Source organism: Desulforhopalus singaporensis, assembly GCF_900104445.1.
GTDB classification, from domain to species: domain Bacteria; phylum Desulfobacterota; class Desulfobulbia; order Desulfobulbales; family Desulfocapsaceae; genus Desulforhopalus_A; species Desulforhopalus_A singaporensis.
Map to the genome: position 1 here is coordinate 1 of NZ_FNJI01000047.1, position 20,277 is coordinate 20,277.

17 protein-coding genes and 3 pseudogenes are annotated in these 20,277 nt (G+C 48.8%); 12 read left to right on the forward strand and 8 right to left on the reverse strand.

The genetic code is table 11. From position 1 onward, the window contains the following. From BLQ17_RS22980 to BLQ17_RS19900, 6 genes and pseudogenes are all read right to left on the reverse strand, one after another. Positions 1–237: pseudogene (locus BLQ17_RS22980) on the reverse strand (IS110 family transposase); the annotation flags it as partial. Between the two features lie 177 nt (positions 238–414). Then, positions 415–675 (reverse strand): annotated as a pseudogene (locus tag BLQ17_RS23310) (IS4 family transposase); the annotation flags it as partial. A gap of 156 nt (positions 676–831) precedes the next feature. Beyond that, positions 832–1,164: a group II intron maturase-specific domain-containing protein gene (locus tag BLQ17_RS23580; protein WP_342674195.1), complete on the reverse strand. Its 333-nt coding sequence runs from the start codon at positions 1,162–1,164 to the stop codon at positions 832–834. Further along, positions 1,134–2,117 (reverse strand): group II intron reverse transcriptase/maturase, encoded by a 984-nt coding sequence (ltrA, locus tag BLQ17_RS19890; RefSeq protein WP_218121857.1) that lies wholly within the window; start codon positions 2,115–2,117, stop codon positions 1,134–1,136. Before ltrA ends, BLQ17_RS23580 begins: the two co-directional genes overlap by 31 nt. A gap of 609 nt (positions 2,118–2,726) precedes the next feature. Further along, positions 2,727–3,017 (reverse strand): annotated as a pseudogene (locus BLQ17_RS23585) (group II intron maturase-specific domain-containing protein); the annotation flags it as partial. After that, positions 2,974–3,231 carry a DUF4372 domain-containing protein gene (locus BLQ17_RS19900; RefSeq protein ID WP_092225900.1) on the reverse strand — a complete coding sequence of 86 codons (258 nt, stop codon included), beginning with the start codon at positions 3,229–3,231 and terminating at the stop codon, positions 2,974–2,976. The pseudogene BLQ17_RS23585 and the gene BLQ17_RS19900, both read right to left, overlap by 44 nt. Positions 3,232–3,723: 492 nt before the next feature. Between BLQ17_RS19900 and BLQ17_RS19905 the strand changes: the two genes are divergently transcribed. Next, on the forward strand, positions 3,724–5,925 hold the full coding sequence (locus BLQ17_RS19905) for a sensor domain-containing protein (RefSeq protein WP_092225901.1): 2,202 nt from the start codon (positions 3,724–3,726) through the stop codon (positions 5,923–5,925). Positions 5,926–5,992: 67 nt separating this feature from the next. On the opposite strand, the gene BLQ17_RS19910 is transcribed toward BLQ17_RS19905, so the two are convergent. Continuing rightward, complete coding sequence (locus BLQ17_RS19910) at positions 5,993–6,862, reverse strand: methylenetetrahydrofolate reductase (protein ID WP_092225902.1); 870 nt, start codon at positions 6,860–6,862, stop codon at positions 5,993–5,995. Between the two features lie 572 nt (positions 6,863–7,434). On the opposite strand from BLQ17_RS19910, the gene bioB reads away from it, so the two are divergent. From bioB to bioD, 6 genes are read left to right on the forward strand one after another with little or no spacing between them, the layout of a single operon-like run. Continuing rightward, on the forward strand, positions 7,435–8,409 hold the full coding sequence (gene bioB, locus BLQ17_RS19915) for a biotin synthase BioB (RefSeq protein ID WP_092225903.1): 975 nt from the start codon (positions 7,435–7,437) through the stop codon (positions 8,407–8,409). Beyond that, entirely contained in the window at positions 8,409–9,716 is a 1,308-nt protein-coding gene (gene bioA / locus BLQ17_RS19920; protein WP_092225904.1) for an adenosylmethionine--8-amino-7-oxononanoate transaminase, read from the forward strand. Before bioB ends, bioA begins: the two co-directional genes overlap by 1 nt. After that, positions 9,713–10,921, forward strand: a complete 1,209-nt coding sequence (locus tag BLQ17_RS19925; RefSeq protein WP_092225905.1) for an aminotransferase class I/II-fold pyridoxal phosphate-dependent enzyme — start codon at positions 9,713–9,715, stop codon at positions 10,919–10,921. The genes bioA and BLQ17_RS19925 overlap by 4 nt, the downstream gene beginning before the upstream one ends. After that, on the forward strand, positions 10,918–11,643 hold the full coding sequence (locus tag BLQ17_RS19930; RefSeq protein ID WP_092225906.1) for a pimeloyl-ACP methyl esterase BioG family protein: 726 nt from the start codon (positions 10,918–10,920) through the stop codon (positions 11,641–11,643). The genes BLQ17_RS19925 and BLQ17_RS19930 overlap by 4 nt, the downstream gene beginning before the upstream one ends. Further along, positions 11,624–12,391, forward strand: a complete 768-nt coding sequence (locus BLQ17_RS19935) for a methyltransferase domain-containing protein (RefSeq protein ID WP_176761341.1) — start codon at positions 11,624–11,626, stop codon at positions 12,389–12,391. Before BLQ17_RS19930 ends, BLQ17_RS19935 begins: the two co-directional genes overlap by 20 nt. Then, positions 12,384–13,136, forward strand: a complete 753-nt coding sequence (gene bioD, locus BLQ17_RS19940; RefSeq protein WP_092225908.1) for a dethiobiotin synthase — start codon at positions 12,384–12,386, stop codon at positions 13,134–13,136. Before BLQ17_RS19935 ends, bioD begins: the two co-directional genes overlap by 8 nt. Positions 13,137–13,391: 255 nt before the next feature. Here bioD and BLQ17_RS19945 read toward each other — a convergent pair whose 3' ends face one another. Continuing rightward, positions 13,392–14,123, reverse strand: coding sequence for a FadR/GntR family transcriptional regulator (locus BLQ17_RS19945; protein ID WP_092225909.1), 732 nt, complete (start codon positions 14,121–14,123; stop codon positions 13,392–13,394). A 308-nt stretch (positions 14,124–14,431) separates the two neighbouring features. Here BLQ17_RS19945 and BLQ17_RS19950 point away from each other — a divergent pair, with 308 nt between their 5' ends. From BLQ17_RS19950 to BLQ17_RS19970, 5 genes are all read left to right on the forward strand, one after another. Beyond that, entirely contained in the window at positions 14,432–15,397 is a 966-nt protein-coding gene (locus tag BLQ17_RS19950) for a TAXI family TRAP transporter solute-binding subunit (RefSeq protein ID WP_092225910.1), read from the forward strand. Between the two features lie 143 nt (positions 15,398–15,540). Next, on the forward strand, positions 15,541–16,050 hold the full coding sequence (locus tag BLQ17_RS19955; protein WP_176761342.1) for a DUF1850 domain-containing protein: 510 nt from the start codon (positions 15,541–15,543) through the stop codon (positions 16,048–16,050). A 60-nt stretch (positions 16,051–16,110) separates the two neighbouring features. After that, positions 16,111–18,009 carry a TRAP transporter permease gene (locus BLQ17_RS19960; RefSeq protein ID WP_092225912.1) on the forward strand — a complete coding sequence of 633 codons (1,899 nt, stop codon included), beginning with the start codon at positions 16,111–16,113 and terminating at the stop codon, positions 18,007–18,009. A 79-nt stretch (positions 18,010–18,088) separates the two neighbouring features. After that, positions 18,089–19,507 (forward strand): amidase, encoded by a 1,419-nt coding sequence (locus BLQ17_RS19965; RefSeq protein WP_092225913.1) that lies wholly within the window; start codon positions 18,089–18,091, stop codon positions 19,505–19,507. 383 nt (positions 19,508–19,890) lie between these two features. After that, positions 19,891–20,277: carboxyl transferase domain-containing protein (locus BLQ17_RS19970; protein WP_281180566.1), on the forward strand; the 387-nt coding region annotated here is incomplete at its 3' end.

The following is a 20,277-nucleotide window of genomic DNA, read 5'->3' on the forward strand; positions in this document are numbered from 1 at the left end:
ACCGTTATTCCGAAGATAATGATAGAGTCCGAATCCTGTGGGGCCTGCTTCGTAAGCACATCGCAACTCAACTCCCTGAGACAACTGTTTCCGTAGAAATTTCTCCAGTGCATCTATCGTATGCGGAATCGCCCCGTAGTTCCTGGTTTCTCCTGAGCGCTCCTCATCGGCTATGGCGATAACTATAGTGTCCTTATGAACATCCAATCCTACGTATTTTATGGTATGCTTTCTCATGACCTGCCTCCTTGGTTATGGCTCTGGGGTGAATGTTGCACACTTTCATTCTAACCCACGTTGGCAAGGTAGGCAGGTCTCCTTCTGTCAAACATTATGTCTAATAAAACACTCATCGAATATTCCATTTTTTCTATTTTTTCTCTGTTTATGCGGCAACACACTGCTGTCCCATAGTTAATTCCACAAAGTAAGCTGTGGAGATATTACGTTTTTTATAAACATGCCAGGGGGCCTGAGTAGGTCAGATAGAGGCCGCCTTTCAAAAATGTTCAGTTGCAACAACCGGAGCAGTTCCGTGAGTGAACCTCGGAACTTTGCTAAAAATTTGAAACAGGCCAACATCAGGTAGACGCAAAGAGCAATCCATAGATGTGTTAACACAGCATTCGCTGAGGTTCCGAGGAAGGTCTTTACTTTGAGATTTTGCTTGATCCACTAGAAGAACAGCTGTCGGGTAAAGGACTGGCGCGGTACTCAGGAGCCCGTTTCCAACCTCCGCCTCGACAAACCCAGCATGCGGATTTCCCGCACTAGGCTTTCACTGTTAATTTCATTTCAAGGGTTATGAGACCTATCAAGCTGGCAGCACTTTCAGACACGATGGTATCGAACTCCGTAGTCATTATACAAACCCAGAGTTTCATATAACCAAGCCCTACTCCATCTGTTCCAGCCAAAACCACGGCGTTTACCGGCATACATTAAATGTCGTCTGATCTTTTTCTCCACCCAATCTTTCACATAGCCAAAACATTTGCTGGAGTTACCAACCCGAAAATAGTTCACCCACCCCGCTAGTACAGGATTTATAAGGTAAACAACCCGGCCCACAGGTTGGGACTGATGTCGACGGAACACGTCCTTGAGCTTTTGCAGCAAAGACGTCCGCGCTTTCACTCGTGGAGTAACTCGTCCCCCCCCCACGCTCCGCGCCGTGTTTTAATCCGCCGAAAATCAAAACCCAAGAAACTGAAAGTCTCATCCTGAGTAAGATTAACTATTTGGGTCTTTTCCTGATTCATCTGAACACCCAACTTTTCAAACTCTTCTACAAGCCTTTTGTAGGCAGCTTTTAACAGCCACTCCCACTTTCCAAAACCGTCAACCAAGACCACGAGATCATCAGCGAAACGGGCATATTCAATATAGGTGAATCTGCCTTTTCGGGTTACCTCTTTCGCTCGCTCCAGCATTTTATCTACCTCATTGAGGTAGAGATTGCTAAGTAGAGGTGAGATTACCCCGCCCTGAGGAACGCCTTTAGCGCCTCCTACTTTCAAGATCAGTTTCAGCAATCGCAGCACATCGTCGTCATTAACTCGTTCAGCCACTTTCTTTATGAGAGTGAAATGCCGAACGTTGTCAAAATAGGCACTTAGGTCCAAATCAATGACACGTGTCTTGTTCTTCACAACTGCCGAAGCCACACGATCTATCGCAGTATGAGCAGTTCGCTTCGGACGATATCCATATGACCCCTCCTGGAAATCGGCTTCAAATATGGCCTCTAGAATGAGCTTAAGTGCACCTTGAACCACGCGATCTCGTATTCCAGGAATTCCAAGAGTTCTGACTTTGCCATTACCCTTGGGAATCTCTTTGATTCGGTTTCGCATGGGTCGATATGTCCTGGAGTGCAGTTCATTTTGTATCTGTTCGAGAAAAGCCTTCAATCCTGCCGCTTCGATGTCAGCAAACGACACTCCATCTATACCAGGTGCACCGTTGTTCTTCTTCGCCTCACGATAAGCCAGATGAAGTGTTTCTATTTTACAGACATGCACATACAGTCCCCAAAACCGCCATGTCTTATCGGACTTCGCCTTCAAGTATATCTTCCTTCTCAGGTCTTGCAGACCGATGGACGCTTTTATCATTTCGTCCCTGCCTCCCGGTGTTGTCAAAAGATTATTAACAGTAGGGTCCCTTTGCTCCCTGGGCGTTACCCCAGTTCATCGCTAATACGAACCCCTCCGCCACCCTCTCGCCTTTCAGCTCACTTCCCGCTGTTGACGGTTATAGAGCCTACCTTGCTCCAAAGATTTCTCTTTGGGACGAGGAGGGCTTCTCCAGTTGCTCGGTATGTCCTCGTCACCGTGCTATCGCTACCACCCCGCCGGAGTGAATCAGTCGTATCGATCAGATTTCGACTAACCATGCTGCCTTCGCCCTACGGTTGGGGGCTCGGCCTCCGGGGATTCTCACTTTCGGGGCCACCTCTACGTTCACTCTCGTTATGGCCCGGTGACTCGCTCACATCCCTATGGATTGCTTTGTCGATGGGCTTCAGATAATCGGTTTCCCTCATACCTGCCATCCAAGCTATAGGGCCTCTGATTCTTACCCTAACAGGACTGACTCCTGCTGAACATACCAGCCTTAACTGGACACACAACCGCTCGTGAGGTTTTCCCTCAAGCGGCTCACCCAATGAGATTCTTCTGAAGGTTTATGAATCCTATTAGCGATGGCATCGACTTTCGCGTATACATTTCTACGTTACCAAGGTGTTTAAGTTTCCAATCCCAAAACAAACCCAGCACACTGTAAATATACTCGTTACTCCATCTCCGCCAACCAATGCTACACTTCTTCCTCCGTTTTCTCTTAGACAACAAGGTTCGTATTTTCATCTCAAGGTAGTCTCTTACCTCGCTAAAGGCTCGGCTTGAATTACCGACTCGAAAGTAGTTGACCCAACCTGCCAACACTTCATTGATCTTGGCGATAATGTCACCGACAGGTGTCGAACCTCCCTGTTTGATTATCTCCCTGATGGTACATGCGTTTCTTCTGCACCTGGATATTGCCAACAAGGTCTCTAAGGCTCTTCCTGGATGTGAGTTGGGCAATAGTCATTGCGAGAAACTGGCTCCAACGATTAAAGGAGCGGAACTTTTGACCACAATGATGTTTATGAGCAAGTTTTTCAAAATCATATCTCGAGAAAAAAGAAGCAATCTGGTTGAGTATCGTGGTAGAATGTGCCATGGCTCGGATCTCCTTGTATTTAAATGTCTTTTGGCGATTTCATTTTAACACAAGTAGCTCTCCGAGCCATATTTATTGGTAATTACTTAACTATTTATGAGACAGCAGTGTATTAAATTGGCAACAAAACCATCACTGGTCATGTTACTCATTTAAAATATTAAACTTTTTTCATATTTTTCGAAGCTTTTGCCAACTTAACAACTTCATCAGACAGCTAGAAATTCATTGCAAACCATTCTTTTCAAGGTTACGTCCAGAAACAAACCCCACCAGATTCGCCGTTTTATCACATTGTATTTCAGTTATTTTTCAACATTTTTTCCTTAATAACATAACCCAAATATGATCCACGCCACAAATCGCTGCAACGAACTGAAAAATATTGATCTTGTTGCTCTGTTTAGATAGGGTACTGTTGTTAGAAGATTGAACGGTCAACTAAAATATTGGTAATAAAACGGCTAACTCCACGAAACCAGGGTAGCACTTGTGACAAAGTCTATTGGCAGGGAAACTTTCAATTGTAAATTTGTTCACGATCTTCAAGGTGCTGATTGTCTTCTGCGAAATCAGCTGATTTTTGCATCATGCCCGGCGGTCAGCTACACTTGCCCGATTGACCGCTATTACGGACCTACTTCCATCAGTGCAAACGTGAAGGAACAGCTTGGCTACGACCCCTTGGAATTTACCGATAATCCCGATTTCTGGCTGTCCAGGATTCACCCCGATGACAGAAGTGGAGTGCTGATAAATCTGGCAAAACTCAGCCAACAGGAAAAATATGTTCATGAATATCGCTTTTTACATAAAAACGGTACCTACCGCTGGATACACGATGAACAGCGACTTGTGAAAAATGGTGATGGAACACCGATTGAAATAGTTGGCAGTTGGCTTGATATCACCGGTCGCAAAGTATTGGAAAAAGGATTACGAAAAAGCCAGGTCAGGTTCGACAAGGCGCAACGCGTCGGTCGTATTGGCCATTGGAAATGGAATATTGGGGCCGACAGCTGCTGGTGCTCCAGACAATTACACCAGATCCTTGGCCTTGATCCATATCCGGTAGATTTCACCTACGAATATCTGTTGTCACTTGTTCACAGCGAGGATCGCAACAGAGTCGACAAAGCCATAAAAAAAACAATTCCAGAAGGTTCCTCCTGTTCACTCAACTTCCGCATCGTTCGCCCTGACGGCTATATCATCGACGTACATCTACAAACTGAGGTTGTTTCAGACGGAAAGGGAAAATGTGGCCACCTGCTGGGGACTGTTTTCAATATATCTGAGCTTAAGCTGATAGAACAGGAACTCAAAGAAAATAAAAAGCAGCTCGATAATCTTTTTTGTTACGATCAACTGACGGGGCTCCCCAACAAAAAATATTTCCAGGATCGTTTCACCAGGGCCGCAAGGCGGACAAAACTGAATAATAGTCCGATTTCACTCTTTTTACTTGACATTGATTTACTTAAAAAAATCAACAACACCTTGGGACGCTCGGTTGGTGATCAGCTGTTGAAAAAAGTTGCCCAACGGTTGTGCGCACATTTACGATTTCCCATTGACGCTATCGCTCGTTTTGGCGGAGACGAGTTTGTCATTCTCGTCGAGGGGGTGCAGGACATGCAACATGTCACCCGCATTGCCCAGAGAATCCTGAGTATCTTTGAGGAATCATTCGTTATTGACGAACATGATCTTCACGTTTCAGGTTGCGTCGGCGTCATCACCGGCAAACCTGAAAACGACGATATTGAGATCCTGCTGGCACATGCTGGTATTGCGACCTATGCCGCGAAAAAAAAGGGCAACAACAGTTTCCAGTTTTACTGTAAGGAAATGGACGATGAAGCCCATGAGATGCTGGTGCTGGAAAATGATCTGTATAACGCTTTAAAAAATAATGAATTCACCCTGCATTATCAGCCTAAAATATCTTTAACTTCCGGTGACGTTATCGGAGCAGAAGCTCTTGCAAGATGGCAACACCCTGTTAAAGGGTTGATCCCGCCAAAAGAATTTATACCCTTGGCGGAGCAGACAGGGTTAATAATCCCGCTGGGGAAATGGATCCTCAAAAAGGCATGTGGATATGCAGGGAGATTGCAGAAAATTGAAAATCTGCACCTTAAGATCAGTGTCAATATTTCTGTGGCCCAACTAAGGGAACCCGGATTTTTAGACCTGATTTCAGACGCCCTGGATGAAACCGGTCTTCAGCCGAGCCAGCTGGAGCTGGAAATTACCGAGAGTATTGCGATGGAAGACGACGAAGAGATCATTTCAACTCTTAAAAAAATCAGGAATTTGGGAGTCTGTCTGGCAATCGACGATTTTGGCACAGGCTTTTCCAGCCTGACACGGCTGAAGAACCTCCCCATAACCATCCTGAAGATTGACCGGACATTCGTAACTGAAGTTGCTGTAAACACAAAAGATTCTGCCATCATCGAAGCAATTGTACTTGTTGCCCAAAAGCTGGGTATCGACGTCGTTGCCGAAGGTATAGAAACCAAGGAACAGAAACAGGTGCTGTCGCCAATTGGATGCGGAATCGGCCAGGGTTTTCTCTTTAGCCGGCCCCTGCCGGAAAACGATTTTCTCGATTTTGTAACCAGGCGGACCGGCCCTCCTCATCCGCCTGAAGGTTGCCGCAATTTTCAGGGACATCGCCCATCTTGAACAAAGAGCCAGCCCCTGCTTTAACGGATGAAAAAATTTCACCGGCAGACCGGTAGAATAATGAATCTCATCGGCGGTTGTCGACCAGTGCGTTGGTAAATTCTATTATGAGGTTTGTTCCGGCCACATCCCCCATCGCCATAATGTGTATACCGTCGGCATATTCGGCGATTTCTCGTATAAGGTCGCAGGTGATGTCAATTCCGGTTGCACCGTCATTTTCCATGCGCGAGATGACATCTTCAGGTACATCTATTCCTTCAACATTATTATTCATAAATTTCGCCATCTTCACACTTTTAAGCGGCATCAACCCGATCAGTACCGGTTTGCCCAATTTTCGCGCCTCTTTGAGAAAGGAGACTGTTTTTTCAGAGTCATAGACAACCTGGGTCTGAAAAAAATCGGCTCCGGCTGCTATTTTCCTGCTCATTCTTTCCAGTTCACGTTCAGGATTCCTGGCGGTCGGCCTGGCGGTACAGGCGATCGTAAAATCGGTCCTGCCCCCGAATTCCTTGCCGTTAAAATCCACCCCGCTGTTCATTTTCCCGATAAGATCAAGAAGCTCCAGAGTATTGTAATCATAAACCGGCTTGGAAGGATACGGCCCGTGTTTCGGCGGATCACCGGTTGTCACAAGAATATTGCGTATCCCCAGGCCATGAGCCCCGAGAAGATCCGCCTGGGTGCCAAGAAGGCTCCGATCCCTGCATGTGAAATGCGGGATACCCTCAATATCAAGCTTATTCTGAATCAACCCCGCCATCGCTACCGAATTTATCCGCAGATTACCCATCGGGCAGTCGTGAACATTGATACCGTCGAGTGGAAGGTAGGATTCGGCTTTTTCCAGGGATTCATCGGTCAACACTCCCTTCACCGGTCCGAGTTCGGTGGTTATGACAAATTTGTTCCCCAGTTTTTCACTTAGTTTCATAGCGGTCTCCTAAAGATCAGTTTTTATATTTAGCAAAAATCCCCAAGGGAAAATTTCATATGTGACAAGCAAACATGTCGGTATGTCAAACAATCAGTCGACACATCCTCGCGGTGGCGCACTACGTTGCATGATCACCAACACAGAAAACCGTCTATATCTACTCCTTACAGTTCTATATGGCAAATGGTGTTACGGGAAATGACGCTGCCGACACCACCGGTTGTCTGCGCGCGGACAGGCCGTCTGCCTAGAGAGAACCGCAAATCCTTGATTGAGCCGGCAAAGCAATTTATTTGCATTTTCTCTTCTTTTCGGTTAACTAAAACATCTTACACAGGTTAACCAAATCAAATGGTTTTAAAAAACATATGCGTTTTTACCGGGCTAAGAACAAACACACTGCCAAAAAACTAAAACAACCTGTGACTCTGATAAGCGAGTTCCCAACCACAAGCAGTACAGGTCGCAAGCGCGAAAGGACGCTGGGGCAGCATCGCCGTACAACCGGATGTACCGGTTAATCTTGCGGCAATCACCAAACAAGCGGCAGCAACAAGAAGAGACAGATTATGTTAATGACTCTGGTGCAGCGTATCCGCAACGGCTCGGGGCTCAATTTTGACGAGGCGTTACAGCTGGCCCACTCCGACAATCCCAGACAGCTTTACCAAGCTGCGGACGAACTGCGAAAAACTTTCCACAATGAAGAGATCGACCTCTGTTCAATCGTCAATGCGAGGTCGGGCAGGTGTTCGGAGAATTGTAAATTCTGCGCCCAGTCTTCATGGTATCCTGTCGACATTGATACCTACGAAATCATCGATGAGGCCACGGCACTGCAGGCGGCCCGGGAAAATGAAGCTGCTGGTGTAACAAGGTTTTCGCTGGTAGCTGCCGGAAGGAGCGTATCGGAGCAGCACATTGAGCAGTTCGGAAAGATCTATGAAAAAATTGCTGCTGAAACAGATATGTCTCTGTGCGCTTCAATGGGGTTTCTGACGCCGCACAAGGCTGAAATGCTAAAAGCAATAGGAGTAAAAAGGTATCACTGCAACCTTGAAACCTCCAGGAGTTTTTTCGCCAATGTCTGCACCACCCATACGTGGGAAGAAAAGGTCAAGACCATCGAGACAGCGAGAGAGGCCGGTCTCGAAGTGTGCTCCGGCGGCATAATTGGCATGGGGGAAACTCTTAAGCAACGGCTCGAACTCGCCTTCGAATTACAAGCTCTCAATATCCGCTCTATTCCGCTCAATATCCTGACACCTATCGCCAACACCCCCTATGGTGGAATAAAACCCATAGGCGTATCGGAAGTGTTGACCAGTATCGCCATGTTCAGGTTCATCAACCCCGAAGCGATTATCCGACTGGCCGGGGGGCGGAACATGCTTGGCAACAAACAATCGGCATGTTTCACATCCGGTGCAAATGGCGCTATTGTCGGCAACTATTTGACAACCGCCGGCAACAATCTCGAGCAGGACATTGCAATGTTTCGCTCACTTGGATATGCAATTGCTTCATCAGGCGGGGCCAAGTGATGGATACGACTTATTCAGTAAAGACATCAAGCCTGCTCGACTTCGACCGCAAACATCTCTGGCATCCCTACACGTCGATCACCAACCCCCTGCCGGTATATCCGGTTGAGTCTGCAGAAGGTGTGCGCATTCGCCTGGCCAACGGCAAGGAATTGATTGACGGAATGGCCTCATGGTGGGCGGCGATCCATGGCTATAACCACCCAGTCCTGGTCGACGCTATCCGGGAGCAGGCCGCAAGACTTCCGCACATCATGTTTGGCGGTTTAACCCATGGACCTGCGGTCAATTTGGCCAGGTTGCTTGTTGAGTGCAGCCCGGAACCGCTTGAAAAAGTTTTTCTCGCAGACTCCGGCTCCGTTGCGGTAGAAGTTGCCATGAAAATGGCTGTTCAGTATCAGCGAGCCAGGGGATTCAAGGAAAAAAACAGGTTCCTCTCGCTTCGCTCCGGGTACCATGGCGACACCTTCCATGCCATGTCGGTCTGCGATCCGGTTACAGGAATGCATGGGATGTACAAAAACATACTGCCCGAGTATTATTTTGCAGAAGCGCCGCACTGTTGCTTCGGTGGAGAGTGGGATCCCGGAGATCTTGCCTCAATCACCCGCATACTTCAGGACAGACATTCCCGGATCTGCGCCGTTATCCTTGAGCCGGTTATCCAGGGAGCCGGAGGAATGAGGTTTTATCACCCCGAATACCTCCGCCAGGTGAGAAGCCTCTGCGACCAGTTTGAGGTGCTGCTCATAGCCGATGAAATTGCGACCGGATTCGGCCGGTCGGGCAAACTGTTCGGTTGCAATCATGCAGGCATTTCACCCGACATCATGTGCCTTGGCAAAGCACTGACCGGGGGATGCATGACCCTGGCAGCGGTTCTGGCAACCGCACAGGTTGAAAGCGTCATTTCTTCCGCTGCTCCCGGAATCTTCATGCACGGCCCGACCTTCATGGGCAATCCCCTGGCCTGCAAAACCGCCGAAGCATCTATAAAATTACTATTTTCATCCGATTGGCAGACCGCCGTAGCAAACATAGAAAGCCAGCTCATAAAAGGACTTTTTCCCTTGCGGCCAATGAAACACGTCCGTGATGTGCGGGTACTTGGCGCCACAGGGGTGGTTGAACTGACCTCCCCTGTCGACATGGCCGCAGTGCAGCGTGAATTCGTGGCCAGGGGGGTCTGGGTCCGGCCGTTTGGCAAACTCGTATATGTCATGCCGCCCTATATTATCGACAACAACGACCTCAGAACCCTTACCCAGGCCATTTGCCAAGTGGTCGAAAGGATCAAGACGTTATGACATTACGTTTTGCCAACCTGCTGTCTGAGCTGAAAAGGACAGACTCGTTTCGTGAGCTGCATCCCCTGTCTGGAAGAAAAGGGTGCCGGATTACGTACAACGGCAGGGAATTGCTGAATCTTACGTCAAACGACTATCTGGGAATCGGCTCAGACAGCGAACTGCACCAGCGCTTTTTCTCGACAATCACCAGAGATGAGATTCCCGATACATTCGGGTTGGGTTCGACCTCTTCAAGGTTATTGTGCGGAGACCGCAGGATATTTCATGAACTTGAACATACCATAGCCAGAAGATATGGATTTCCCGCCTGTCTTTTTTACAACTCAGGCTACCATGCCAACATCGGCATCCTCCCATCGCTGCTGACCAGAAAAGACCTCATTCTCTCAGACAAACTGAACCATGCCTCGATACATGACGGAATAAGGTTGGCGCGTGCGGACTGCAAACGATTTCGTCACTGCGACTATGAGCACCTCGAGCAGCTGCTGACAAAACACAGAGGTGGTTATGAAAATGCGGTGATCGTGACCGAGTCGGTCTTCTCCATGGACGGTGATGTGGCGGACCTGCAGCGACTTGTCCGGCTGAAAGAGAAATTTGACTGCACACTTTATCTCGACGAGGCCCATGCCATTGGCCTGTACGGCCCCGGCGCCCTGGGCCAGGCCGAACAACAGGACGTTCTGCACCATATTGATCTGCTTGTCGCCCCGTTCGGCAAAGCCCCGGGTTCAATGGGAGCTTTGGTGCTCTGCACCAAAGAGATCAGGCAGGTACTGATCAACAAGAGCAGGGCGCTCATATTTACCACCGCGCTTCCACCCATTGTCGCCAGCTGGAACCTTTTTGTCTTCAACCATATGCTGACACTGCAAAAAAAGCGGGATCACCTGAACCATATTTCGACTCTGCTACGAAATGACCTGAGAAATCACGGCCTGAAGACTAAGGGCACGACCAATATCGTTCCGGTGGTTATCGGCGACAATCTCCTGACCGTAACAGCCGCCCGCAGGATGCAGGAGCTGGGATATTATATCCTGCCGGTTCGGCCGCCCACGGTACCCAAGGGGAGTTCCCGTTTCCGCTTATCACTCACCGCCGATATGCAGGAAAACGATATCAGGGGAATTGCGCCCTGCCTGGCCATGATCATCAACGGGCAAACCACTAAACCTCAAGAGCAGACTGTACCATGAAACACAACTGGCTGATACAGCGTAATCGCGACCGTCTCATCGTATTCTGCAACGGTTGGGGGATGGACGACCGTCCGTTTACAGCAATTCCTTCCGAAGAATTCGATGTCCTTCATATATATGACCACAGACCGCCATGGACAACTGAACCACTGTTGTCGCGTATACGTAGATACACCGCTCCGGTTCTCGTCAGCTGGTCCATGGGGGTATGGGCCGCACACCACTACTTCGAGAAAACCGCGCCGATATTTTCGGCTGCAATAGCGGTAAACGGAACACTCTGCCCCATTCACAGCCGATACGGGATTCCCCAAGAGCTTTTTGCAGGAACCATGTCCGGATGGTCGGAGCCGGCCAGGAGAAAATTTTACAGCAGACTCTGCGGCAATCGCGCGGTGTGGGACAACTTCTCCGGACAATTCCCAGCAAGGGACTGTGCAGACCAGAGGGATGAACTGGCGTTTTACCTGGAAAACGCAGACTGCATCAATAAATCCGACAGTATCTACTCACATGTGGTCGTTGGTGACAAGGACAGGATTGTCAGGACGGAAAACCAGTTATCATTCTGGAAAACCGACAAGACAACCCTGGTGCCGGGAAGTCATTTTCTCTTCTATGACTACAGCAGCTGGGACCATTTCGTCCATTTTTTCACAGCACAAACAATGAATGTCCCCTCCCAGGAGCAGGCGGAAAATGCATCAAACCGATCCTGAAAGGATAGGTGCCTGTTTCAGGCGCAGTATCAAGAGCTATGACCGCAGCGCAACAGTGCAGGCGGCTATCGGCAACCGTTTAGTTGCTCTTATCAAACAATTTTGCGGTGTTGCATTTTGCCGGGTCCTTGAAGTTGGATGCGGTACCGGGCTGACAACCGGAGCGCTTTGCCGCCATGCGGAGCTAGGGCTGCTCTGTCTCAACGACCTGGTTCCCGAATGTTGCGAGCGGGCAGCGGAAAAGGCCAAAAACGCGGAAACACGCTGTGTCCTGATGCCCGGCAATATTGAGACGGTCCAGCCGCCGCCGGACCTCGATCTTATCTTTTCCTCATCGACGTTTCAGTGGCTTAGCGACCTGCCCGGCTGTCTTGCAAAATTTCACGATTCCCTGAACCCTGGCGGCTACCTGGTGTTTTCCATGCTTGGCCCGAAAACAATGTTTCAGGTCAGGGCACTCACAGGAGTGGGGCTGAGCTATCCGGACCAGAAAGAGCTCAAAGCCATGATGCACCACGGATTCGTTGTAGATTTTATCGAGGCTGTAAACTACACATTATTTTTCCCCACACCAAGAGAAGTCCTGCGCCACATTCGCGAAACAGGTGTCGGCGGGGTCGCACCATTCAGGTGGACGCGATCCCGGTTGAAACGGTTTGAACAACGTTATAACGCCTTTTTTTCAGACCAACGGGGAGTTGCTCTTGATTATTCGGCAATATTTGCAGTGGCACGAAAAAATGGATAAAGGAACCGTATTCTGCATAACAGGGATCGATACGGATATCGGCAAGACAGTCGCCACCGGCCTCATTGCCAGGGGACTTCTTGGAGCCGGGCGTACGGTTATAACCCAGAAAGCTGTACAGACAGGGTGCGACAGGCTGAGCGAAGATATTCTCAGCCACAGGGACGCGATGGGATGCGGGATATTACCGGAAGATGAGGCAGGCCTTACCTGTCCGTATCTTTTTTCAACACCTTGCTCCCCTCATCTTGCCGCAAGAATTGAATCCGCCGAAATTTTCCCCGATACGATTTCCAGGGCGACGGACAGACTTTGCGACCGATACGACGTTGTCCTGCTGGAAGGGGCCGGAGGTTTGTTCGTACCGTTGCAAACCGATTATACCCTGATAGATTACCTAAGTGAAATGAGCTATCCGGTAATCCTTGTGACCAGCTCCAAGCTTGGCTCTCTCAATCACACCTTTGCTTCATTTGAGGCGTTGCAAAACAGGCAGCTTAATCTTGCCGGAGTCATCTACAACAGGTACGGGGAGTCCGATCAACGGATAGGAGAGGATTCCCTCTACATGATAACAAGGCATCTTGGCAAATACGGTTTCAGCTGTCCGGTCATTGAAATGCACGAAAAGCATCTCCATCAGGAGCGGGAAGACTGTATCAAGTTCAGTACCATATGTACCGATAAAGGTGAACAGTCTCCGCCAATTCCCGGCCTACATCCTGATAGAACAAACTCGTTGTAAAGACCTCTACAGCACTGGCAGTTGCCAAAGTGCTGAACGATCGTGTCACGGTTTCTTTTTTTTATTGCAGGCAACCCATTCTCCATGACCAACGGATAAAGCAAACACTCTGAACTTCTTATAAAACAGGCGATTACGATGCCTGGGCTTCCGGTTTTCCCCTTTGGTTATCGCTGCCTTAAATCGAATATGGAAAAGCCAAAGTATAAAAATTACTGGTGCCTGGTCGTGGTAAAGGCAGAACTTTCAGGTGCATTATAAACCGGCGCTAGGCAAGTCAATGCCAAAAAATTTCATGGCTGAATTTTTAAGGTGCGTGATGGTAGCACGACGGGCTTTCAAGGGATCGCCAGACTTGATAGCCTCGTAGATTGCCGTATGCTCTTGTTGTACCAGGGGTGGCAATTTCCTGTCCGGCGATACTTCTCTACCGGCCTGTATCTGCTCCTCTATCCTGCTGTGCATCCAATTTATGAAATGGATAATATGCGGGTTGGAGCTTGCTTCAGTGAGAGCTTTATGAAAGGCTAAATTTTCGGGAGTTCCGCTCTGCCCATCGCTCATGGCCTGCTCAAGAGCATCAAGGCATTTTTTTATCTTTACAATCTGTTCCGGGGTACCCCTTACTGCCGCCAGGGCTGCAGCCTCACCCTCAAGGGCTACCCGAAGCTCGTAGAGATACCCCAGATTCATTTTTTTGGTGGCGGGGTTCAGTATCAATCGAAAACTTTTCTGGTTTTCCAGATCTGCAACCTTGGTCCTGCCTCCCTGTCGCGATTCAAGCAGGCCGGCATGTTTCAAACTGGCGAGCGCTTCCCTTATTACCGCACGGCTGACACCAAACATCTCAACCAATTCCGCCTCAGGAGGAAAGATATCTCCCGGTCGAAATGATGCGGATTCGATCTCTTTGGTGATAAAGTCAGCGACCTGTTCGGCAAGTCTTTCCTGACGTTTCACTTTTGGATTCATTTTCTTGAGTTTCATTTAGATACCTTCCCTCTGGTAGCGGCTGAATTCCCGTGAGCTGCTGCGACTCCCAACTCATCCTGACTCATCCTGACTCATCCTGACTCATCCTGACTCCGCAGCAACATGCTCCCGGGCGAAGTCCCTGCAGGATCGATTCTTTTTGTATCCGGCAATTTTCAATTCGGTTTCATATTAACATATTTTCTTCTTGACAGATAGCTATTTATGTTCTAACCATATTGTATGGATATCTTCTTGTCATACAAGTTGCTTATTATCTTTATCCAAGCAAGCAGAAAAACATCAAACGAAAGGAGAACAAAATGAAAACTAAAAAAACCGGAATGTTTCTACTGGTCACAGTGTCGATCTTTCTGTTGTTAAGCCAAATCGCCTTTGCCAGAGAAACCCGGCTGGTTATGTCCACATCGGCTACCGGAGGGGCCTGGTTCCTTTTTGGCGGCGCCCTTTCTAAAGTGGTCTCTAAACATGTCCCCGATGTATCTGCTACAGCAAAACCTTCTGCTTCCTCCATTGAGAATATTCGTAATGTCGGTCGTAACCGCGTTGACATAGGAATGGCCATGCCCGATGCAGCCTACAACGCCTACAATGGAAAGGGCAGCTTTGAAAAGGAAAAATATGAAGGTATACGGGCGTTGTTTTCAATTTTTGGTGCCGACATCTACTTATACACCTTGAAAGATAACAGTGATATCAAGAAGGTTGCTGATTTTCAAAACAGAAGAGTGGCAGTGGGTGCCGCCGGTTCCGGTACGGAAGTATGCAACCGGCTCATTCTTGATCACTACGGAATGTCCTATGACGACGTTGATGAAGTCTTCCTTTCCGCTCCAGAAGCTGTCATGGCTATGAAAGACGGCTCCCTTGACGCTGCCATGTATTCCCACGCAACACCCCATTCGCTGATTCTTGATTTAACAGCCTCGCGCGATATTACTTTTATTGAGATGGGAGAAGAGCAACGCGCCAAGTTTCTGGAAAAATATCCCTACTACAGCCCAAGCGTCGTTAAAGCCGGTACCTATACCGGTCAGGATAAAGATTACAATACCTTTGCCTATCACGGCATGATCATTGTGAACGAAAAGATGGATGATGAACTCGCGTACAATATCGTAAAAGCTGTTTTTGAGAACAAACCGGAAATAGACCATATCCATGCAAAGTTCAAGGAGATCGTAAAAGAAAGTGCTTTAAAGGGCATCAAGATCCCCTTGCATCCGGGAGCTGAGCGGTACTGGAGAGAACAAGGCCTCATTCAGTAAAGCGGTCGGACAAACATTCAGAAAACCCGTTGGCTGGCATTTCCATTCAGGCAACGGGTTTTAGTCTACTCTTTGGTGAAAAGATCAAAGAGTAGCTGTTTATCCAAGAAAAAAATCTGGGCTTTGACGTCATGAGAGATCAATTGAAGGCAATAAGCCATCGTCCTGAAAAGTTCAGGTTAACCATCGCCTGGTTAACGATAACCTTAAGCAGTTTGCTGATTGCTGCTGCGATTAAACCAACAAACGCATCGGAACTTTTTCTGGTTTTTGCAAAAGAGCAAAAACAGGAAAAACCGGTGTTGCAGATTCCGATTTCATATGGAGAGGAGTTTGTCCTGACCTATTTACATTCGTACTCAAAATTTCCTGTCCATGAGCACTATCGCCTCATAAGTGCGTCACAAATCGAGCTGACCAGAATCGTTCAGCGAGCCAGTCAATGTTCCGATATCATTTTTTCCCAGGTCAACCTCCGTGAAGATGGTTGGCTTGAGATGGTGCCGAAGAATAGGATTACCAATGAAATAAGTTTTGTAGCCGGCAGCCCGGACCTGGGAAACCACAAGGTTCAGGTCGGCCTCAAGCAGTGGCGCTTGTCCGACTGGTATGAAGGCGGTGATGTAGTAGTCATCAGAGCGGAAGAGCATTGAATAACGAAAATTTTTAAAATGACATATCCAGAAAAATACTCTTTCAAGTAGGAGGTCGTCATGGAATTGCAACAAGAAAAAAAGAAAGGCTTTTCCGCTTTTGCCTGGCAGGTGGTGATTGTTGTCGCAACCGCGGGTTCACTGTTTCATCTTTATACCGCCCAGTTCGGTTTGTTTGCGGCTCCGGTTCAGCGCAGCATCCATCTTCTGATGGGAACTGTGCTCACGCTAGCCCTTTTTCCCTTTGGAGAGGGGAAAAGATGGGGTCATCCACTGTTGCGGGTTTTCGACTTAATTCTTCTGCTGGGCGGTGGATTTGCCTGTGCGTATATGGCATTCAACTATAAAGAGCTGGTGAGCCACGTTGGCCTTCCTACCCAGACCGACATCATCCTTGGCGCGGCACTCATTGTGGTAGTCCTCGAGATTACACGCAGAACTCTCGGCCCGGCACTCGTAATCGTCGCCCTTTTGGCGCTTGCATACGCCCTTTTTGGCGACTACATACCTGGCAGCTGGGGTCATCGAGGATTGCAGATCGACGAGCTGCTGGAATATCAGTACCTTACCACAGAAGGCGTTTTCTCAGTAGCCCTGGGAGCATCAGCGAATTTCATTTTCCTTTTTATCCTTTTCGGCGGCTTTATGCTCAAGGCCGGCGTCGGTGAATTCTTTAACGATCTGGCAAACAAGCTGGCGGGACACTACGACGGTGGACCGGCCAAGGTAAGTGTTATTTCATCCGGTTTTTTTGCCATGATTTCCGGGGCTGCCGTTGCAAACGTGGCAACCACCGGCGTCTTCACCATACCTTTGATGAAACGCGTGGGGTTCAAACCTGTTATCGCCGGGGCGATAGAGAGCGTAGCCTCTACCGGTGGCCAGTTTATGCCGCCTGTTATGGGGGCGGTGGCATTCATCATGGCTGATATGCTGGGGGTAGCTTATATTCGCGTATGCCAGGCCGCGATCCTTCCCGGCCTGCTGTTTTTCTTTGCTCTGCTTTACATGGTTCATCTTGAGGCAAAACGTTCTAACATTAAAGGGGTCAGCAAAGACAGCCTGCCTAAATTATCCACCACGCTCCGCAGGATACATCTTGTTATCCCTGCCGTCCTGCTCATAGGCATGCTGGTTATGCAATATTCTGCCACCAAAGCAGGATTCTGGTCAATTGTCGCAGCCATTGGTATCAGCTCTTTCTCCGCTGAAACCCGGATGAGTTTCAAGACAATAATCATGACTTTCGTAGACTCCGCCAAAACCCTTCTCCCTGTTATGTGCGCTTGCGCTACAGCGGGAATTATCATCGGCGTGATTACCCAGACAGGGCTGGGACTCAAGTTTGCCTCCCTGATCATCGAAGCAGCCGGCAGCCAGCTTTTCCCAGCACTGATAATGGTTATGCTTACCTGCCTGATTCTCGGTATGGGCCTAACCGTCTCAGCATCCTACATTATAACCGTTATGATCGCCGGCCCGGTCTTAATTCAGCTCAATGTCGACCCCATTGCCGCGCACTTGTTCGTCGTCTATTACGCTGTGCTCAGCTGCATCACTCCGCCCCTTGCCCTTGCCGCTTTTGCCGGTGCAGGGATTGCCAACACATCACCGTTTCTTACCGCATTCCAGTCAATGCGTCTGGCAGCGATCGCATACATTGTTCCATTTTTGTTTGTGTATAACCCTGCCCTTATATGGAACGGCTCAGTAATGGAAATATTTTTTGCCTGCATCCAAGGTGTTTTGGCATGCATAGCGGTGGGAAGTGCGCTGATGGGATATCTGGGCGGGAAAAGAACCGGAATTATCGTAAGGTTGCTTCTGTTTGTCGCGTCGGCAGCATTCTTCTTTCCAAGGTACGAATCGATTATTGCCGGAGCCGTTCTGCTGATAGCCTTGTGGTCCATGCAAAAATTTATGGGTTCTGTTGGCAAATCCTGTCAGGCACCGACCTGATGAGCACAGAACTGTCACTAAAATAGTTACCTACAAAATCGATAGAGATTTTGGCTGAGTCAATAACTGGAGATCGAACATGAACGAACTGATAAAAATGACGGCGCGACAGGTCGTCGCACTTCTGCAGAAAAAAGAAGTGAGCCCATTGGAACTTGTGGAACTGTCAGCTGAAAGAATTCTCGAAGTAGATTCAATTATCAACGCAATTCCCATTCAATGTTTTGACCGTGCCCGCAGCCACGCGCGTGCAATTATGGACAACCCGCCCGACCCCGTTCCTCACGGGTATCTTTACGGGCTGCCGCTGGCAATCAAAGATCTTGATGAGGTGGAGGGTGTCCGCACAACCTATGGTTCGCCGATTTTTGCAGACAATGTATCAACCAGTTCGGGGTATATGGTCGAAACCCTGGAAAATAACGGCAGCATCGTCATGGGGAAAAGCAATACCCCGGAATTCGGTTCCGGAGGCACGACCTTCAATGAGGTTTTCGGCGTTACGGTAAACCCCTGGGACATATCTAAGACCTGCGGCGGCTCCTCGGGAGGTGCTGCAGCCGCTCTTGCCTCCGGACAGGTGTGGTTGGCCCAGGGCACTGATTTTGCCGGAAGTGTCAGAACCCCGGCGAGCTTTTGTTCTATAGTAGGCCTCAGACCCAGTCCCGGCAGGATTGCAACAGGCCCCGAAGCATTGCCATTTTCAACTTTTAGCGTACGGGGACCGATGGCACGAACGGTTGGCGACACTGCGCTCATGCTGGACGCGATGTGCGGAATGCACCCGGCAGACCCCAGGTCGCTGCCGCGCCCGGCACAACCCTTCGTGGATGCGGTTGATGCCCCGAAAAATCCTTGCAAGATAGGCTTCAGCCCAAACCTTGGTGTTGCTCCGGTTGATCCCGAGGTTGTAAGAATTGTTTCTGGTGCGGCAGCAAAATTCCAGGATATCGGGTGCGAAGTCGTTGAAGGCTGCCCCGACTTCGGGGACGCCATTGATGTTTTTCAAACATTGCGCTCGGTCAACTACGCATCGAGAATGGGACCTTTGCTCGAAAAGTATCGCGACCAATTGAAACCTGAAGTCATATGGAATATTGAAAAGAGTTTCAAGTTGACGTCCGGCGATATTGCCAAGGCCGACAAAGCCCGCGGAGACCTGTTCCATAGCACTATAGCTTTTTTCAAAGATCATGATTTCCTGCTGACACCAACCGTTGTGGCACCGCCTTTTTCAAGTGAATTGAGATACTTGCCCGAGGTGAACGGAACAAGATTTGACTCATATATCGGATGGCTGACGCTCACTTTTGTATTAACGCTGACCGGCTGCCCAACCATTTCAGTACCATGCGGGTTTACATCAGCAGGGCTTCCTGTCGGCATGCAAATCGTCGGGCGGCCGCGAGATGAAGCAGGAGTCCTGTCGGCCGCTGCATTGTTCGAACAGGCTTGTCCCCTGGAATTTACAACTCCGATCAACCCTCAGCAGAGATAACAAGGATATTTATTTCAATTTCTTGACAACAGTAAGCAGTAATCCGGGGGGCAGACAGGACAGATCACGCGACAAGATACGATCGATTTCACAACGATACTTATTGCTGCGTGTGACCTTTTTCAAAATGCTCACCGGGTTGACAGTCAGTTGATTTGGCTCAATCAATTTCGGTCACCTGGATGGGGACGCAATTGAAAAAATGGTGAATATTGCAATCTGACGCCAATCTTGCTGTAGAACGCTGTCGTTGCGCATCAATTGTCTGACAAGAAGATAAGAATACAAAGATATCTGGCAGTAAACAGCAATGCGACCCCTTGCTGTAAAATTTGAAAACCGATGCAACAGAGACCGAACCGCCACATATTGAGGTTACATTTATGACCACTGATAAAATCAAACACCTGGCAACAAAAAAAGAAAAGATAAAGTCAGGCGGAGGGCCAAAGAGAATTGAGCAGCAGCATGCCAAGGGCAAGATGACCGCCAGGGAGCGGCTTACCCATCTCTTTGACCAGGGTACTTTTATTGAGATCGATGCCTTTATCAAAAGCAGGTGTGCCAGGTTCGGCATGGACAAGCTCGATTTCGAAAGCGAATCCATCGTGACCGGATATGGCCAGATTGACGGCAGGGTGGTGTACGCCTATTCCCAGGACTTTACCATGCAGGGCGGGTCTTTGGGGGAAATGCACGCCCGCAAGATAGTCAAGGTCCTGGACGCCGCGGCAAAGGTCGGCGCCCCGGTGGTCGGCTTAAATGACTCC

Coding starts and splice junctions, on each gene's coding strand:
- ltrA (WP_218121857.1), bottom strand. CDS start 2,117: ATGATAAAAGCGTCCATCGGTCTGCAAGACCTGAGAAGGAAGATATAC.
- BLQ17_RS19900 (WP_092225900.1), bottom strand. CDS start 3,231: ATGGCACATTCTACCACGATACTCAACCAGATTGCTTCTTTTTTCTCG.
- BLQ17_RS19910 (WP_092225902.1), bottom strand. CDS start 6,862: ATGAAACTAAGTGAAAAACTGGGGAACAAATTTGTCATAACCACCGAA.
- bioB (WP_092225903.1), top strand. CDS start 7,435: ATGTTAATGACTCTGGTGCAGCGTATCCGCAACGGCTCGGGGCTCAAT.
- bioA (WP_092225904.1), top strand. CDS start 8,409: ATGGATACGACTTATTCAGTAAAGACATCAAGCCTGCTCGACTTCGAC.
- BLQ17_RS19925 (WP_092225905.1), top strand. CDS start 9,713: ATGACATTACGTTTTGCCAACCTGCTGTCTGAGCTGAAAAGGACAGAC.
- BLQ17_RS19930 (WP_092225906.1), top strand. CDS start 10,918: ATGAAACACAACTGGCTGATACAGCGTAATCGCGACCGTCTCATCGTA.
- BLQ17_RS19935 (WP_176761341.1), top strand. CDS start 11,624: ATGCATCAAACCGATCCTGAAAGGATAGGTGCCTGTTTCAGGCGCAGT.
- bioD (WP_092225908.1), top strand. CDS start 12,384: ATGGATAAAGGAACCGTATTCTGCATAACAGGGATCGATACGGATATC.
- BLQ17_RS19945 (WP_092225909.1), bottom strand. CDS start 14,123: ATGAAACTCAAGAAAATGAATCCAAAAGTGAAACGTCAGGAAAGACTT.
- BLQ17_RS19950 (WP_092225910.1), top strand. CDS start 14,432: ATGAAAACTAAAAAAACCGGAATGTTTCTACTGGTCACAGTGTCGATC.
- BLQ17_RS19960 (WP_092225912.1), top strand. CDS start 16,111: ATGGAATTGCAACAAGAAAAAAAGAAAGGCTTTTCCGCTTTTGCCTGG.
- BLQ17_RS19965 (WP_092225913.1), top strand. CDS start 18,089: ATGAACGAACTGATAAAAATGACGGCGCGACAGGTCGTCGCACTTCTG.